Source organism: Xanthomonas sp. 3498 (assembly GCF_014199795.1).
In the GTDB taxonomy this organism is placed as follows: Bacteria; Pseudomonadota; Gammaproteobacteria; order Xanthomonadales; family Xanthomonadaceae; genus Xanthomonas_A; species Xanthomonas_A rydalmerensis.
Map to the genome: position 1 here is coordinate 137,566 of NZ_JACHOH010000001.1, position 15,354 is coordinate 152,919.

Here is a 15,354-nt window from a genome sequence, read left to right on the forward strand (position 1 = left end):
ACTTTTTGAATTTCCTCAGCATCGTGACCACGGCGTGCACGACGCTGCGTTCAAGTCACGAAAACCGCAAAATCGCGTCAAATTCGCGTGAAAAAACAGGCCGTATTGTATTTCCTGGGTGCGAAAACGGCCAAAAACGCACCAATCTGGGGCTTTTGACCCGGGACAAGAAATGCTGCAAACGGCACACTTAACATGTCAGATATATGACAGCGGCGGCCTCCGCGCCGCGAGGCGTGGAGGCCGCACCTGTCACTCGGCCAGGTTGGTGCCGGCGCCGGCGGTGGCGATGACCTTGGCCTTGACCTGCGCGGCGGGGATCGCCGTGTACAGATAGCCCAGCGGCTCCGGATAGGTCTTGGACGAGATCCAGGTGGTGGCGTTGGCGTAGGGCTTGCTGGTGCTCTCCGGTGCGGTCCAGCTGATGCCGCTGCCGACGTAGTTGTTGATCAGGTCCCAGTAGCCGATCTCGCTGCTGTCGCGCGAGGTGACCGGGTTCTTGATGTTCTCGAAGTAGTTGGCTTCGATCAGCGCCACCCCGCCCATGCGCACGTTGATACCGGAGGTGAAGACGTTGTTGAAGTAGTTGTTGTAGATGTGGCTCAGCCCGCGCCGCTGCAGCGGCAGGCGCGATTCCACGTTCTCGAAGCGGTTGTGGTGGTAGGTGGTGCGCGCGGCGGCGTTCTGGGTGTCGCTGTCGCTGTAGCCGTTGAGCGCGACCTTCTGGTAGTCGTGGATGTAGTTGTACGACACGGTGACGTGGTTGACGCCCTTCTTCATGTCGATGCCGCCGTCGAAGGACGCGTCGCCGGCGCCGGGGCACTTGGTCAGCGAAGCGAAGATGGTGTTGTGGTCCACCCAGATGTTGGACGGCTGGCCGCTGGAATTGCCCTCCAGCGAAATCGAATCGGCATCCTCGCCACCCGGCAGCAGGCCGATGGTCATGTTGCGGATGATGACGTTGTGCGCGTTGCCGACCACGCGCACGCCGAAGTTGGCCGAGGAGCCGTTGGCGCCCTTGATGGTGATGTCGCGCTTGTTCTTGATCTGCACGGTCTTGGCCGGCAGCTTCCATTGCGTGCACACGTCGGTGATGCCGGCATAGTTGAAGGTGCCGGTGTAGTTGAGCACCAGGCCGCCGGAACCGGCGTAGTTGTCGATCGCCGCCTGCATCGCCTCCATCGTGGCGACGTTGACCGGGATGGCAGTGCCGCCGCCGGTGGTGTTGGCGCCGTAGCCGACCGGGCCGGCGAAGGCCGGGGTGGCGGCGACGGCCAGCGCGAGCGCCAGTGCGCCCATGCGGAATTGCTGCTGCATGATGTGTCTCCCATCTGTCGCGATGAGTGCAGGACGCATGGCGGTGCGCGCATGCGCCGGCACGGGGCGTGGGGGCCGGCGGCATTCTTGGAATGCGTGCTGTGGCCCACGCAATCGCCGCGATGCCGAACTGGAACCCTCCGCCCCGTTCGCCGCGTGGGACAGGACAAGCGGACACCCACGGTCCGCAGGAGACAGACAGCGACAGCCAGGGACAGGCTGTCTACACGCGCGCCGCGTTGGACACAGGGCGTCGGCAATGACGGCGAACGCACGCGCATCGCACGCATCGGCATCGCCGCCGGGGCACTGCATCGGGACAAGCCCACGCCGGCGGCACGCAGCGGCGAACGTTGCGGCCGCAGCACGTTTGCGCGGGCCATCCGGCGCCGACGACGGCGCGGATGGCCGCGGCGCGATCAGCTCACCGTATCGAGGCGGTTGTCGCCGCGGTCGGCGTCGGGCAGCACGTGGTCCGGATCCAGGGTCACGTGCAGCACCTTCTGCGTGCTCGGCACGCGGATCTGCGGCTGGGTCTGCTGCATCCACGTCTCCACCGGCACGCGCTGGTCCAGATGGCTGCCGTCGGCGAAGTCGATGCGCAAGGTCGCCGGCATCACCAGCTTCTGGCGGCTGCGCAAGGTCACCAGCAGGCCCTTGGCTGGATCGTGGTCGACGTAGGCGGCCGCGCGCACGCCCATGTCCAACTGCCAGTTGTTGAAATACCAGCCGCGCCACCACCAGCTCAGGTCCTCGCCGGACTCGCTCTCCATCAGCCGGAAGAAATCCGACGGCGTGGGATGCTTGTACGCCCACATGGCGATGTACTTGCGGAACGCCGGATCGAAGCGCGCCGGCCCGAGGATCTGTTCGCGCAACAGCACCAGGCCCAGCGCGCCCTTGAAGTAGGTCAGCGGATGCCGGTAGGTCTCGCTGGTGGCATCGGCGCGGTCGAGCAGGGTCGGCGCTTTCGCGTCGGCCAGCAGCGGCAGGATCTCGTCCACCGGGTTGCCGCCGCCGGGCGCATACTCGCCATCGCGCTTGGGCGCGAATTCGCCATGGTTGATCGCGTCGGAGGCATAGACGTCGATGAAGGTGTTGAAGCCCTCGTCCATGAACGCGTGGCGGCGCTCGTTGGAGCCGACGATCATCGGGAACCAGCCGTGGCCCAGTTCGTGCGCGGTGATCCAGAACAGTTGCTTGCCGCCGTCCTCCATGTCGTCGAAGACGATGCCCGGATACTCCATGCCGGCGCCGTGGCCGCCCAGGTTCACCGCCGCCGGCCACGGGTACGGATACCACTGCGAGAAGTGCTCGATCGAAGCCTTCACGAACTCGGTGGAGCGGCCCCACTTGTCGCTGCCGACCGCACTGCGCGGATACACCGACATCGCCAGCGCGTGCTTGCCCGCGGGCAGGTTGATCCGCGCCGCGTCCCAGACGAAGGCCGGCGAAGCAGCGAAGGCCACATCGCGGGTGTGGTCCATGTGGAAGCGCCAGGTCTGGGTGCCGCTGGCGCTGGGCCGGCTGGCCGGGTTGCCCACTTCATCGGCACCGCGAATGGTCACCGTCGTGTCGCTGGCGGCCGCTTGCGCCAGGCGCTGGCGCTGGGTGGCGGTGAGTACCTGCGCCGGATTCACCAGTTCCCCGGAACCGGCCACCAGATAGTTCCACGGCACCGTCACCGCGTAGTCGAAATCGCCGTACTCCAGGTAGAACTCCGCGCCCAGGTAGGGCTGGGTGTCCCAGCCGCGCAGGTCGTCGTACACCGCCATGCGCGGATACCACTGCGCGATCTCGTAGATGTCGCCATCAGGGGTGGGCGTGACCGCGGTGCGGCCACCCCAGGTGCCGGGCACGGTATAGGCGTAGTCGATGTGCAGCTTCAGCGCCTTGCCGCTGGCCAGCGGCTGCGGCAGGTCCACGCGCATGCGCGTGTCGTCGATCAGGAAGGTCGCTGGCACGCGCTTGCCGCCCTGCTCCAGTTCCACCTTGGCGATGCGGACGCCATCGGTGCTTTGCGGCGCGGGCCGGTCGGCACGCGCGGCGCGCAGCGTACGGCCGCGGGCATCGGCGCGGTACAAGTTCTGGTCCAACTGCAGCCACAGCACGTCCAGCGTGTCCGGGCTGCGGTTGCTGTAGGTGATGGTCTCCTGGCCGCGCAGCGTATGCGTGGCCGGCTCCAGGGTGGCGTGCAGGTCGTAGTCGGCGCGGTTCTGCCAGTATTGCGGGCCGGGCACGCCGCCGCCGCTGCGGTAGGCGTTGGCCGGCTGCGGCAACTGCAACGGCGCGAACAGCGCCTGCGGATCGTAGGTGCCGGCGCCATCCGCGGCAGCAGCAGTGGCTGCATTGGCCTGAGCGGCGGCGACAAGGGAAAGACAGGCCGCGGCGAACGCAGCGCGGCGCAGGACAAGGATCATGATGACGTCCGTGGGGAGGATCGCCACCGATGGTAGGCCGATTCGGGGTGGCGCGGATGTGCCGATCGCCACCTGCGGGCGTGATGCCGCCTCAGAGGCGACCCAGGGCACTTCCCGTCGCGACCGGACGTGTCCTGTAGGAGCGGCTTCAGCCGCGACAGAGAGCCGGGAATGCCCGTCGCGGCTGACGCCGCTCCTACGAGAGTGCGAAGCGCCTGCGCTCAGCCCAGCAAGGTTTCCAGCACCGCCATGCGCACCGCCACGCCGTTGGCGACCTGGCGCAGGATGCACGACTGCGCGCCGTCGGCGACCTCGTCGGTGATCTCCACACCGCGGTTGATCGGACCCGGGTGCAGCACCACCGCGTCCTTTGACGCGCGGCGCAGGCGCTCGGCGGTCAGACCGTAGCGGCCGTGGTAATCCTCCAGCGAGGTCACCAGGCCTTCCTCCATGCGCTCGCGCTGCAGGCGCAGCATCATCACCGCGTCCACGCCGTCGAGCATGGCGTCGAAGTCCTCGCCGACCACGCAACCGTCCAGGGTGTCGTCGTCGGGCAGCAGCGCGCGAGGGCCGCAGACCCGCACTTCGCCGGCACCGAGGGTGCGCAGCGCATGCAGGTCCGAGCGCGCCACCCGCGAATGCTTGACGTCGCCGACGATGACCAGCTTGAGCTTGGAGAAGTCGCCGCCCTTGGCGTGGCGCAGGGTCAGCATGTCGAGCAGGCCCTGGGTGGGATGCGCGCTGCGCCCGTCGCCGGCGTTGATCAGCGCGGTGCCCTCGCCCGCCGCCTCGGCCAGGCGCTCCACCGCACCGTCCTCGGGGTGGCGCACGACGAAGCCGCGCACGCCCATCGCTTCCAGGTTCTTCAGCGTGTCGCGCGCGGTCTCGCCCTTGCGCGTGGACGAGGTGGAGGCGTCGAAGTTCAGCACGTCGGCACCGAGCCGCTGCGCGGCCAGCTGGAACGAGCTGCGGGTGCGCGTGGACGGTTCGAAGAACAGCGTGCACACCGCGGTGCCGGCCAGCACGCTGCGCTTGCCGACCCGGCCCACCGCCGCGTCGCGGATCTGTCCGGCGCGGTCCAGCAGTTGCAGCAGCGTGGCGCGCGGCAGCCCTTCCAGGGTCAGCAGGTGGCGCAGGCGCCCGTTCGAATCGAGTTGCGGATCAGTCATGGCAGGTCCGGGCAGTGGATCAGGGAGGGGGAAGGGCGTCGTCGGGCGCGGCCAGCCAGCGCTCCACGATCACCGCGGCGGCCACCGCGTCCAGCGCGGCGGCGTCGCGGCGTCGCTTGCGGCCGGCGGCACGGTCCACCGCGAAGCGTTGCGCGGCCTCGACCGAACTGGAGCGTTCGTCGACCAGCACCACCGGCAGGCGGTAGCGCGCGCCGAGTTCGCGGGCGAAGGCATGCGCGCGCTTGCGGTTGGGCTGGTCGGCGCCGTCGAGGGTGAGCGGATCGCCGACCACCAGGCCGTGCGGCCGCCATTCGGCATGCAGGCGATCCAGCGCCGGCCAATCCGGCCCCTGCGCGTGCACGTCGATCACCGCCAGCGCACGCGCGCCGTTGCCGAAACGACTGCCGACGGCCACGCCGATGCGGCGGTGGCCGACGTCGAAACCGAGCACGGTGCCGTCGCGGCGGATCGTCGCGGGCGCGGGGCTGGCGGGCGCCGGCGCGCCAGGCTCGGGCAGGCCGGACTCAGGCATGCCCGCTGTAGTCGGTGAGGCGGAACAGGTCCACGCCGATGCGCCCGGCCGCGGTCTGCCAGCGCCGCTCCAGCGGCAGTTCGAACAGCAGTTCGGCGTCGGCCGGCGCGGTCAGCCAGCTGTTCTCGCCCAGTTCGTATTCCAGCTGGCCGGCGCCCCAGCCGGCGCAGCCCAGCGCGACCACCGCATTGCGCGGCCCTTCGCCGCGCGCCATCGCCTCGAGCACGTCGCGCGAGGTGGTCAGGAACAGGCCGTCGGCGAACGCCAGGCTGGAATCCCAGCCGTGCGCGCCATCGTGGATGACGAAGCCGCGCTCCGGATGCACCGGCCCGCCGCTGAGTACCACCTGCTCGCGCAGCGCGGCGTCGATGGTTTCGATGCCCATCTGTTCCAGCACTTCGCCCAGCGTGTATTCGGAGGCGCGGTTGACCACCACGCCCATCGCGCCGTTCTCGTCGTGCTGGCAGATCAGCGCCACGCTGCGGGCGAAGTTGGGATCGGACAGCGCCGGCAGCGCGATCAGCAGTTGGTTGGCCAGAGGCGTGGGCAAAGCGGACATGGCCCCATTCTATCGTCCCTCCCGCATGCGCGCTGCGCCGGGCTGCGGCGGGCTGCCATAATCCGCCCGATCGCGGCCCCGACCGGTCGCCCAGGAGCAAGCACGCATGGACACGCCCCCCGACCTGCCACGCCAGACCCGCGCCTTCATCGTGCTGGTGGCCTTGCTGCAAGGCGCGCTGCTGTACCTGGCGCAGCGCGGTGCCGAGAGCGGCCTGTGGCCGTTCGGCTCCCTGGGCGGACAGGTGTGCTGGTACACCCTGGTGCTGACCGTGCCGACCATGACCCTGCTGTCGGTGCGGCACCTGGGCGCGCCGCGCCTGTGGCAGCACACCATCGCGCTGGCGGTGCTGGTGACGGCCCTGTCCGCCTGGGCGGTCTGGAACGCCACCGGCGCGCCCGGCCTGCGCCCCGGCCAGGTGCTGGGCCCGTTCGGTGCCACCGTGGCGCTGGCGATGTTCGTGCTGCTGCCGTGGCTGCAGTGCCGGCTGCAGCACGGGCGCTGGCAGGCGCCTTACCGCGACCTGTTCGAACACGCCTGGCAGAACGCGCTGACCCTGGCGCTGGCGCTGCTGTTCGTGGGGATCTGCTGGCTGGTGCTGTGGCTGTGGGGCGCCTTGTTCGCGCTGGTCAAGCTGACCCTGTTCTACGACCTGTTCCGGCAGACGGCCTTCATCTACCTGGCCACCGGCACCATGTTCGGCCTGGGCATCCTGATCGGCCGCACCCAGCAGCGTGCGGTGCAGGTGATGCGGCAGATCCTGTTCGCGATCTGCACCGGGCTGCTGCCGCTGCTGGCATTCGTGGCGGTGCTGTTCGCGTTGAGCCTGCCGTTCACCGGCCTGCAGCCGCTGTGGGAGACCCGCGCCGCAGCCAGCATCCTGATCGCGGTGGTGGCCACGCTGGTGGTCTTCGTCAATGCGGTGTACCAGGACGGCACGGCCGACGTGCCCTACCCGGCCTGGCTGCAACGGGTGATCGACGCCGGGCTGCTGAGCCTGCCGCTGTATTCAGGGCTGGCGCTGTACGCGCTGTGGCTGCGCATCGCGCAGTACGGCTGGAGTACCGAGCGCTTTGCCGGGGTGCTGGTCGCGGTGGTCGCCTGCGGCTACGCATGCGGTTATGCCTGGGCGGTGCTGCGGCCGGGTGCGCGCTGGCTGCAGCCGCTGGCGCCGGTGAACCGGGTGCTGTCATGGGTGGTGATCGGCCTGGCACTGGCGGCTTGCTCGCCGCTGCTGGACCCCTACCGCATCGTCGTCGGCAACCAGCTGCAGCGCCTGGCCGACGGCCGCACCAGCGCGGCGCAACTGGATCTGGCCTACCTGCGCTTCGACAGCGGCCGCCGCGGCTACCGCGCCGTGCAATCGCTGCGCGAAGTGCCTGCGTTCGCCGACGACCCGGTGCAGCGCGAGCGCCTGCAGCGCATGCTGCAGCGCCAGCAGCGCTGGGGCGGCGACAACGACGATGCACCGCGCAGCGCCGATCCGCTGCAGGTGCGCCAGCGCATCGCGCTGGCCGCGGGCAGCGCCGACCCCGGCGCCGCGTGGTGGCAGGCACTGCTGGCCGGAAAGATCGAGGACGGCAACTGCCGACGCGAGGGCGCGCAGTGCGTGGCGCTGCGCCGCGACCTGGACGGCGATGGCCACGACGACGTGCTGCTGTGCGACGCCAGCGTCGGCTACGGCGTCGAATGCCGCATCCACACCGACGTGGGCAACGGCTGGAGCGACGTGGCGCGAACCCACTTCTTCCCGCGCCGCGGCGACAACGCCGATGCGCTCTACCAGGCGTTGCGCGACGGCAAGCTGCAGTTGCTGCCGCGGCGCTGGCCCGACCTGCAACTGCCCGGGACCCGGCGTACCGAGGTGTACCCTGCCGACCCCAACGACCAGACCGATTGACGGATGTCCGCCGCATGAGCAGCTATTGCGATATCGCCCCCGGGCACCCGGTGCACGGCCACTATCACGACCACGAGTACGGCGTGCCGCAACGCGCCGAAGCCGACCTGTTCGAGCGGCTGGTGCTGGAGATCAACCAGGCCGGATTGAGCTGGGAGCTGATGCTGAAGAAGCGCGCCGGCTTCCGCACCGCCTACGCCGGGTTCGACGTGGACACGGTGGCGGCCTTCGGCGAGGCCGACGTGCTGCGCCTGCTCGGCGACGCCGGCATCATCCGTAACCGGCTCAAGGTGCAGGCCGCGATCCACAACGCGCAGGTGATCCAGGGCCTGCGGGCCAGCCACGGCAGCTTCGCCGCGTGGCTGGACGCGCAGCATCCGCGCAGCAAGGCCGAGTGGATCAAGCTGTTCAAGCGCACCTTCCGCTTCACCGGCGGCGAGATCACCGGCGAGTTCCTGATGAGCCTGGGCTACCTGCCCGGCGCGCACCGCGACGACTGCCCGGCGTTCGCGCGCATCGCGCAGCTGGATCCGCCGTGGATGCGCGCCGGCTGAGGCCACCGAGACGCGCGGACCGGCACGACGCCGTCTTGCCGCGGTCTGCACGGGCGCTGCACGAGGCCACCGGCAAGGTCGGCGCATGGCCTTGCGCATCGGCATTTCCGGCTGGCGCTATCCGCGCTGGCGTGGCGTCTTCTACCCGTCCGACCTGATCCAGCGGCGGGAGCTGGAATACGCCGCGCAGTGCTTCCGCTCGGTGGAACTCAACGGCTCGTTCTATTCGCTGCAGACCCCGAAAAGCTATGCCGCCTGGCACGACGCCACGCCGCGCGACTTCGTGTTCGCGGTCAAGGGCCCGCGCTTCGTCACCCACCTGAAGCGGCTGCGCGACTGCGAGCAGCCGCTGGCCAATTTCTTCGCCTCCGGCCTGCTCGCGCTCGGGCCGAAGCTGGGGCCGCTGCTATGGCAGTTGCCGCCGTCGCTGGCCTTCGACCACGACCTGCTGGACACCTTCCTGGCGCTGCTGCCGCGCACCAGCGAGGCCGCCCTGGCGCTGGCGCGCAAGCGCGACGCTGCACGCATGCGCAACCGCAGCCTGCTGCAGATCGACCGCAATCGGCGCCTGCGCCATGCGCTGGAAGTGCGCCATCCCAGCTTCGCCACGCCGGAGGCGGTGGCCTTGCTGCGCAAGCACCGCGTGGCGCTGGTGCAGGCCGATACCGCCGGCAAGTGGCCGTACCTGGAAGACGTGACCGCCGACTTCCTGTACCTGCGCCTGCACGGCGATGCGCAGCTCTATGCCAGCGGCTACGACGACAAGGCCCTCGACACCTGGGCCCGGCGCATCGAGGCCTGGCACCGCGGCAGCGAGCCCGCCCACGCGCAGCGGGTCGGCCCACGCGCCCCGGCGCGGGTACGGCGCGACGTGTACTGCTATTTCGACAACGACATGAAGGTGCATGCGCCATTCGACGCACGGCGCCTGGCGCAACGGCTGGGCGTGCCGACGCCGTGCCCGGCGCGCGGCGACAGCGACGGCGACGGCGACGGTTGAGGGACATTTCGCATCATGCGGATTTGCGGCCATGCGGCCGGACGCACCAGCGCCTTGCGTGACGACGATCTGCTGCAGCTCTCACACGCCCATGTAGCGGCCAGAGCGGTGGTTGAACATCAGCACGAGGCTCAGCACCACCGCACCGATCGCCGAGTACAGCACCTGCTGCGGCGCCAGCAGCCAGAACGCCACCGCCATCAGCGCCGCGTCGAAGCTCATCTGCACCTTGCCCGCGCTCCAGCCGCGGCTGCGCTGCAGGTAGACCGCGAGAATGCCGACGCCGCCGAGGCTGGCGCGGTGACGGATGAAGAACAGGATGCCGAGCCCGACCAGCGCGCCGCCGACCAGCGCCGAGAACAGCGGCGTCATCGTCGCCCACTGCGCCCAGCGCGGCAGCAGGTCGGTCAACAGGCCGCAGGCGGCCACCGCGGCGAAGGTCTTGAGGGTGAACTCCCAGCCCATGCGCCGCACCGACAGCCAGTAGAACGGCAGGTTGACCAGCACGAACATCAGTCCGAAGTTCCAGCCCAGCGCGTAGTGCAGCAGGAAGGCCACGCCGGCCATGCCGCCGATCATCAAGCCGCCATGGGCGAACACCGCCAGGCCCAGCGAGGCCACCAGGGTCGCCAGCAACATGCCCTGCACGTCCTCGGCCACGCTGTGACGCAGCGCGCGCGCATCCTGCACGGTGCCGGCCGAATCCGGCGGCGGGGTCAGCGGCCCGGCGGTGACGACGGTGCCGTCGTCGGGCAACGGGTCCAGGTCCGGACGCAGATCGGAATCGGGAAGGCTCACGGGAGGGGGCACGGCGTGGGGGGCGGTATTAGACACCAGCCGGGAGGTGGTTGCACATGAAACTTTGATGGCTGCGTGCATGGCGACGGTTGCATGGGCGAACGCTCAGCGTGCTCCGCCAGCCAACGCCAGCCTATCGAGTCGGCAAGTCGACCTTGATGTGGTGCTGCACCCCGGCGATCGCCACCACCATCCCCACCATCACCAGCAGCGCTACTGACCCGGCGATCGCCAGCCACGTCCAGGTCCAGGCGTTGAACCGTTCGGCCGGGCTGCGCGGCAGGCCGCGTGCCTGCTTGAAGCGGACCAGACGCTGGTTGACCAGCAGCACCGGCGTCCAGCTCAACAGCGTCAGCAGCGACAGCGCCGAGGGCCACGCGCCCAGCAGGCTCAGGCAGACATAGGCCAGCGCCGGCCCCAGCCAGCCGACCAGCGCGCCACGCTGCGCGCCGATGGTGCGTTCCAGCCCGCGGAAGCAGGCGAACACCCAGAGCAGCGAGAACACCGACCGCCACACCGGCGAGACGCGTCGTCGCCCGGACAGCAGGCGCAACGCGCGCCAGTTGCGGTAGAACCAGTACAACGCATACCAGCCGAAGCTGGTCGCGCACAGCAAGGCCAACTTGGTTGCCGATGGCGCGAACAGCGTGGACAGGGGATCGATGGGAGCCACAGCGGGCGCGGCGTCAGGCAGCGCGGCGGCAGGGGCGGCGTACGGGTTATCTACTGGCATGTGTGGCATTCCTGGCTGACCGCACCCTCATCCGCCCCTTCGGGGCACCTTCTCCCGATGGGAGAAAGGAGCCAAAGCCCCTCTCCCTCCGGGGCGACGGGGTGCCGCTTGCGCGCCGCAAGCGCGGGCCGGGGCGCGGAGCGGGGGTTGGGGTGAGGGTCCGGCGCGAAGCGTGTCGCTGAAACAAGACCATGAGGCTTCGTCCTCCCCTCATCCGCCCTTTGGGCCCCTTCGCCCGAGAAGGGGGCCATGGTCCCGACCGGAGAAGGGGAACAATCAGCGAACGGCCACGGCACGATGCTGCCGCTTGTCCGCGTACATCGCCGCGTCGGCGCGTTCGAGCAGTTCCTCCAGCGCCTCCGCGTCCAGATCCCGGCGGTGACACAGGGCCAGGCCGAAGCTGGCCGACAGCCCGGTCGCAAACCCGTCGTCCTCGCCAGGCTTGGCAAGCGCCGCGCGCAGCGTGTCGATCAACGCGTCCGCCCGCTCCGGCGTGGTCAGCGGCAGGTACAGCGCGAACTCGTCGCCGCCGCGGCGGCCGAGCAACTGCCCCGGCCGCAGACAGTGGCGGCAGCGCTTGACGAAGGCGCGCAAGGCCGCATCGCCGGCGGCGTGTCCGAACTGGTCGTTGATCGCCTTGAGGTTGTCCATGTCGGCGACGATCACGGCCAGTGGACGCGGATCCTGCGCAGCCAGTTGCAGATCGTTGAGCACCTGCTCCAGGAATCCGGTCCGCGACAGCGCCCCGGTCACCGGATCGCGCACCAGCGCATGGCGCAGCCGCGTGTTGTCGGCGTACAACCCGGGAACGGCCAGGCCGAAGTAGCTGTTCGCCGCCAGGCTGATCATGGCGAACTGCAGCGCGAGCGCCTGCGCCTCGAGCCGCAGCAACGGCGTGGCGACGGCGATCAGCAGGCTGAAGGCGGCGATTGCCGTCAGCGCCTGCAGCATCCCGTGGGTATGCACGATCCACAACTGGATCACGACCACCACGAACAGCGCGAAGACCACCGCCGGCTGCCGCGGCAACACCGCCGCAAGCGCCATCACCGCCAGGGTGACGCCGAGCAGCAGCGCGAGCTTGACCAGGTAGGCAGAGACGCTTCCGGCCGGTTCGATCATCCCCGACAGGCGCGGAATACCTGGCTGCGGCACGATCTGCAGCCGCTCGGCCAGACGCAGCACCGCGACGATCGCCAGCGGGCCGAGCGCCAGCAGGCCGGCGTAGTCGCCGATCGCCCACGGGATCAACTGCGCCAGCATGCTCGGCAGGTCGATGGCGCCGGTGACCACCAGCCCCGCACCGCCCAGGCAGGCGGACAGCAGCGAGGCCACCCCGCCCCCGAGGATGAAGCAGGTGACCGCGCGCGGCAGGCTGCTCGAGGACACGACCCGGCCGACGCGACGCAGCAGCCAGGCCAGCCCGCCCCAGACGCAGAACTGTTGCGCGGTGAACAGCAGTGCATACGACAGGACCGCTCGGCCGGGGACGGCGGGATGAGCGCTCGTGCGATAGAAGCTGAGCAGCGTGGCCAGCACGCAGGCGATGGCGATCGCCGGCGCGCCGCGCCAGCCCAGCACCATGAACGTCGCCAACGTCACCGCCACCGGCGGAAACCACAGGCTCGCATGCGGCTGATAGTCCAGCACCCGCGCCAACTCGAAGACCGCCAGCCACGCCACCACCAGCAAGGCCGACAGCACCAGCAGCGCGGCGGGACGGCGCGGCGCCGCGGCGCGCGTGCGAGACGGCGCCTCGGCGTCCCAGCCGGTCATCCATCGGCCTCCTGCCGGCCACGGCCGATGGCCGAACCGGGGCCGGCGAACGCCCTGACCGTGCTGTCGTCGCTGCCGCCCACCACCACCGTCGCACCGCTGCACAGACGGATCGGCCAGCTCATGTTGTCCGTGCCATAGGACCATTGCAGGGTGCCGTCGATCGCGTTCCAGAGCGTGAACGCGCCAGGCGTGGCGTCGGGATGGCCATCGGCCAGCCCCAGCCACTGTCCGCCCGGGTCGAACGCCAGGCAGTTGGGCGAATGCGCGCTGTGCGCGGTCCATTGCAGCGTCGCCGCGGTGCCGGCATCGGCGTACACGGCAACGACGCCGCCGCCCTTGAGGTTGCCGGCGATCGCGACCTTGTCGCCGGCACGGTCGCAGGCCAACCCGTAGATGGTCGTCGCGCCCTCGGGCACCGTCGCGGTCCAGGCCGGCGCGGGCGCGGACGCATGCTGGAACGTCGCCACGTCGAACGCGTACAGCGTACCGTCGCTGGCACCGACATAGGCCCGGCGCCCATTGCCAGACAGCACCGCGGCATGGACGCTGACGTGCGTGGGCAACTGCCAGCGCGCCAGCGCCGTCGGTTGTCCGGAGGCGATCGAGAACAGGATGATCTCGCCCTGCGCGCTGGCCACCAGTCCGGTCGCGCCGTCGGCGGCAATGCCGGTGGCGATGACGCTGTCGCCGTTGCTGTCGCCGCCAGCGGTCAACGCAATGCACGCGGGCGTGGCGGCGAAGGCCCCGGCGCCGTCGCGGCAGAACAGATAGCCCTGCTCGGCGCCGGCCAGCAACGTCCGCCCGCACGCGTCCAGCGACACCATGTTGCCGCGACCGGGGAGCGCGAAGGACAGCAGTTCCTCGCCGCCGGGGACCGCCCAGGCGCTGATGAACCCCGCATACGGCGCCTTGCTCTTCCAGCCGCAGCTCGCCACGGTGCTCCCGTCCCCCGCCACGTCGACCCAGTACACGCCCTGCCAGCCGTCGAATTCCTGCGTCAGCAGTGGCTTGCCGGTCCGATCCCAGGCGTAGGTGCCGAAATGCCCGTCCTGGTCGTCGCGCACATCGGTCCGCGTGGCCGCCGGTGCGGTGCGTTCGAAGATCTTGCGTTGCGCGACCGGCACCGCGTCCATCCCGGGAATCTGCGATGCGGGGCCGTAATGGTGGAAAAAGGTGCCGGCGACGATGACATTGCCATCGTCGGACACCGCCACCGAGTTGATGTAGTAGCCGGCGTGCGGCTGTGTCGACCAGAGCAGTTCAGGCGCGTCGTTCATGCGGCTTCTCTCCCTTCGGCTGAAACGTCCGCGATGGACTTCCGGCGGACGGCTGACTGAAACACGACACCTGTGAACGCACCGGAGTCAGCCGCTGCGGCGTGGGCGCCGGCCATCGCAGCGAGCCCCCGGCCTTGCGCTCGCGTGCAGGACTGGCTCAGCGCACCTCGGCGATCTCGACCCCGTCCAGGCCCTGCGCCAGGGTGCGCGCGTCGCCGCCCTGGGCCAGCTTGATGCGCAGGCGCACCTCGTTCTGCGAATCGGCGTGGCGCAGCGCATCCTCGTAACTGATCTCGCCGGCCTGGTACAACTCGAACAGGCTCTGGTCGAAGGTCTTCATGCCCAGGTTGGTGGACTCCTTCATCACGTCCTTGAGCTTGTGGATCTCGCCTTCGCGGATGTAGTCCTGCACCAGCGGCGTGCCGAGCATGATCTCCATGGCCACGCGGCGGCCCTTGCCGTCCGGGGTCGGGATCAGTTGCTGCGCGACCACGCCGCGCAGGTTCAGCGACAGGTCCATCAGCAGCTGGCTGCGGCGGTCCTCAGGGAAGAAGTTGATGACGCGGTCCATCGCCTGGTTGGCGTTGTTGGCGTGCAGCGTGCACAGCACCAGGTGGCCGGTCTCGGCGAAGGAGATGGCGTGGTCCATGCCCTCGCGGGTGCGCACCTCGCCGATCATGATCACGTCCGGCGCCTGGCGCAGCGTGTTCTTCAGCGCGTTCTCCCAGCTGTCGGTGTCGATGCCGACCTCGCGCTGGGTGATGATGCAGCCCTCGTGCTTGTGCACGAACTCGATCGGGTCCTCGATGGTGATGATGTGCCCGGTGGAGTTCTGGTTGCGGTAGCCGATCATCGCCGCCAGCGAGGTCGACTTGCCGGTGCCGGTGGCGCCGACGAAGATGATGATGCCGCGCTTGGTCATCGCCAGGGTCTTGATCACCGGCGGCAGATTCAGCTCGTCCACGCTGGGAATGCGCGTCTCGATCCGGCGCAGCACCATGCCCACCTGGTTGCGCTGGTAGAAGCAACTGACGCGGAAGCGGCCCACGCCCGACACGCCGATGGCGAAATTGCACTCATGGGTCTTCTCGAACTCCTCGCGCTGCGACGGCGTCATCACGTTCAGCACCAGGTCGCGGCTCTGCTGCGGGGTCAGCGGCGTCTGCGTGATCGGGGTGATCTTGCCGTGCACCTTCATCGCCGGCGGCATACCCGAAGTGATGAACAGGTCCGACGCCTTCTGGTGCGCCATCAGTTTCAGGAAGGAGGTGAAGTCGATGGTGCTCATGGCGTGCTCCTTCGGAGCCGGGATTGGG

At 69.5% G+C, this 15,354-nt stretch carries 13 protein-coding genes; 3 read left to right on the forward strand and 10 right to left on the reverse strand.

Features of this window, described 5'->3' with window-relative positions; all coding sequences use genetic code 11:
- Positions 1–252 precede the first annotated feature (252 nt).
- From GGR66_RS00620 to GGR66_RS00640, 5 genes are all read right to left on the reverse strand, one after another.
- Complete coding sequence (locus GGR66_RS00620; protein ID WP_160970784.1) at positions 253–1,317, reverse strand: pectate lyase; 1,065 nt, start codon at positions 1,315–1,317, stop codon at positions 253–255.
- 419 nt (positions 1,318–1,736) lie between these two features.
- The gene (locus GGR66_RS00625; protein ID WP_184446854.1) at positions 1,737–3,737 is read right to left on the reverse strand and encodes a M1 family metallopeptidase; all 2,001 of its coding nucleotides are present in this window, start codon (positions 3,735–3,737) and stop codon (positions 1,737–1,739) included.
- A 221-nt stretch (positions 3,738–3,958) separates the two neighbouring features.
- Positions 3,959–4,906 (reverse strand): aspartate carbamoyltransferase catalytic subunit, encoded by a 948-nt coding sequence (locus GGR66_RS00630; RefSeq protein WP_184446855.1) that lies wholly within the window; start codon positions 4,904–4,906, stop codon positions 3,959–3,961.
- Between the two features lie 19 nt (positions 4,907–4,925).
- Positions 4,926–5,423 carry a Holliday junction resolvase RuvX gene (gene ruvX, locus GGR66_RS00635; protein ID WP_160970798.1) on the reverse strand — a complete coding sequence of 166 codons (498 nt, stop codon included), beginning with the start codon at positions 5,421–5,423 and terminating at the stop codon, positions 4,926–4,928.
- 7 nt (positions 5,424–5,430) lie between these two features.
- Positions 5,431–5,997 (reverse strand): YqgE/AlgH family protein, encoded by a 567-nt coding sequence (locus tag GGR66_RS00640; RefSeq protein ID WP_160970790.1) that lies wholly within the window; start codon positions 5,995–5,997, stop codon positions 5,431–5,433.
- Between the two features lie 106 nt (positions 5,998–6,103).
- Between GGR66_RS00640 and GGR66_RS00645 the strand changes: the two genes are divergently transcribed.
- The 3 genes from GGR66_RS00645 to GGR66_RS00655 all read left to right on the forward strand — a co-directional run bounded on the left by GGR66_RS00645 (position 6,104) and on the right by GGR66_RS00655 (position 9,451).
- Positions 6,104–7,897 carry a DUF4153 domain-containing protein gene (locus tag GGR66_RS00645; protein ID WP_184446856.1) on the forward strand — a complete coding sequence of 598 codons (1,794 nt, stop codon included), beginning with the start codon at positions 6,104–6,106 and terminating at the stop codon, positions 7,895–7,897.
- A gap of 14 nt (positions 7,898–7,911) precedes the next feature.
- Positions 7,912–8,451 carry a DNA-3-methyladenine glycosylase I gene (locus tag GGR66_RS00650; RefSeq protein WP_184446857.1) on the forward strand — a complete coding sequence of 180 codons (540 nt, stop codon included), beginning with the start codon at positions 7,912–7,914 and terminating at the stop codon, positions 8,449–8,451.
- An 85-nt stretch (positions 8,452–8,536) separates the two neighbouring features.
- Entirely contained in the window at positions 8,537–9,451 is a 915-nt protein-coding gene (locus tag GGR66_RS00655) for a DUF72 domain-containing protein (protein ID WP_184446858.1), read from the forward strand.
- A gap of 81 nt (positions 9,452–9,532) precedes the next feature.
- Here the strand turns inward: GGR66_RS00655 and GGR66_RS00660 are convergent, their stop codons facing one another.
- The 5 genes from GGR66_RS00660 to GGR66_RS00680 all read right to left on the reverse strand — a co-directional run bounded on the left by GGR66_RS00660 (position 9,533) and on the right by GGR66_RS00680 (position 15,326).
- Positions 9,533–10,249, reverse strand: a complete 717-nt coding sequence (locus GGR66_RS00660; RefSeq protein ID WP_184446859.1) for a YitT family protein — start codon at positions 10,247–10,249, stop codon at positions 9,533–9,535.
- 133 nt (positions 10,250–10,382) lie between these two features.
- Positions 10,383–10,982 (reverse strand): MFS transporter permease, encoded by a 600-nt coding sequence (locus GGR66_RS00665; RefSeq protein ID WP_184446860.1) that lies wholly within the window; start codon positions 10,980–10,982, stop codon positions 10,383–10,385.
- A gap of 276 nt (positions 10,983–11,258) precedes the next feature.
- On the reverse strand, positions 11,259–12,758 hold the full coding sequence (locus GGR66_RS00670) for a diguanylate cyclase (RefSeq protein WP_184446861.1): 1,500 nt from the start codon (positions 12,756–12,758) through the stop codon (positions 11,259–11,261).
- Positions 12,755–14,038 (reverse strand): PQQ-binding-like beta-propeller repeat protein, encoded by a 1,284-nt coding sequence (locus GGR66_RS00675; protein ID WP_184446862.1) that lies wholly within the window; start codon positions 14,036–14,038, stop codon positions 12,755–12,757. The genes GGR66_RS00670 and GGR66_RS00675 overlap by 4 nt, the downstream gene beginning before the upstream one ends.
- Positions 14,039–14,195: 157 nt before the next feature.
- Positions 14,196–15,326 (reverse strand): PilT/PilU family type 4a pilus ATPase, encoded by a 1,131-nt coding sequence (locus GGR66_RS00680; protein ID WP_160971017.1) that lies wholly within the window; start codon positions 15,324–15,326, stop codon positions 14,196–14,198.
- Between the last annotated feature and the right edge of the window lie 28 nt (positions 15,327–15,354).

What these genes read in the sequence shown, in the direction of transcription:
- GGR66_RS00620 (WP_160970784.1), bottom strand. Translation starts at nt 1,317, where the DNA reads ATGCAGCAGCAATTCCGCATGGGCGCACTGGCGCTCGCGCTGGCCGTC.
- GGR66_RS00625 (WP_184446854.1), bottom strand. Translation starts at nt 3,737, where the DNA reads ATGATCCTTGTCCTGCGCCGCGCTGCGTTCGCCGCGGCCTGTCTTTCC.
- GGR66_RS00630 (WP_184446855.1), bottom strand. Translation starts at nt 4,906, where the DNA reads ATGACTGATCCGCAACTCGATTCGAACGGGCGCCTGCGCCACCTGCTG.
- GGR66_RS00640 (WP_160970790.1), bottom strand. Translation starts at nt 5,997, where the DNA reads ATGTCCGCTTTGCCCACGCCTCTGGCCAACCAACTGCTGATCGCGCTG.
- GGR66_RS00645 (WP_184446856.1), top strand. Translation starts at nt 6,104, where the DNA reads ATGGACACGCCCCCCGACCTGCCACGCCAGACCCGCGCCTTCATCGTG.
- GGR66_RS00650 (WP_184446857.1), top strand. Translation starts at nt 7,912, where the DNA reads ATGAGCAGCTATTGCGATATCGCCCCCGGGCACCCGGTGCACGGCCAC.
- GGR66_RS00655 (WP_184446858.1), top strand. Translation starts at nt 8,537, where the DNA reads ATGGCCTTGCGCATCGGCATTTCCGGCTGGCGCTATCCGCGCTGGCGT.
- GGR66_RS00665 (WP_184446860.1), bottom strand. Translation starts at nt 10,982, where the DNA reads ATGCCAGTAGATAACCCGTACGCCGCCCCTGCCGCCGCGCTGCCTGAC.
- GGR66_RS00670 (WP_184446861.1), bottom strand. Translation starts at nt 12,758, where the DNA reads ATGACCGGCTGGGACGCCGAGGCGCCGTCTCGCACGCGCGCCGCGGCG.
- GGR66_RS00675 (WP_184446862.1), bottom strand. Translation starts at nt 14,038, where the DNA reads ATGAACGACGCGCCTGAACTGCTCTGGTCGACACAGCCGCACGCCGGC.
- GGR66_RS00680 (WP_160971017.1), bottom strand. Translation starts at nt 15,326, where the DNA reads ATGAGCACCATCGACTTCACCTCCTTCCTGAAACTGATGGCGCACCAG.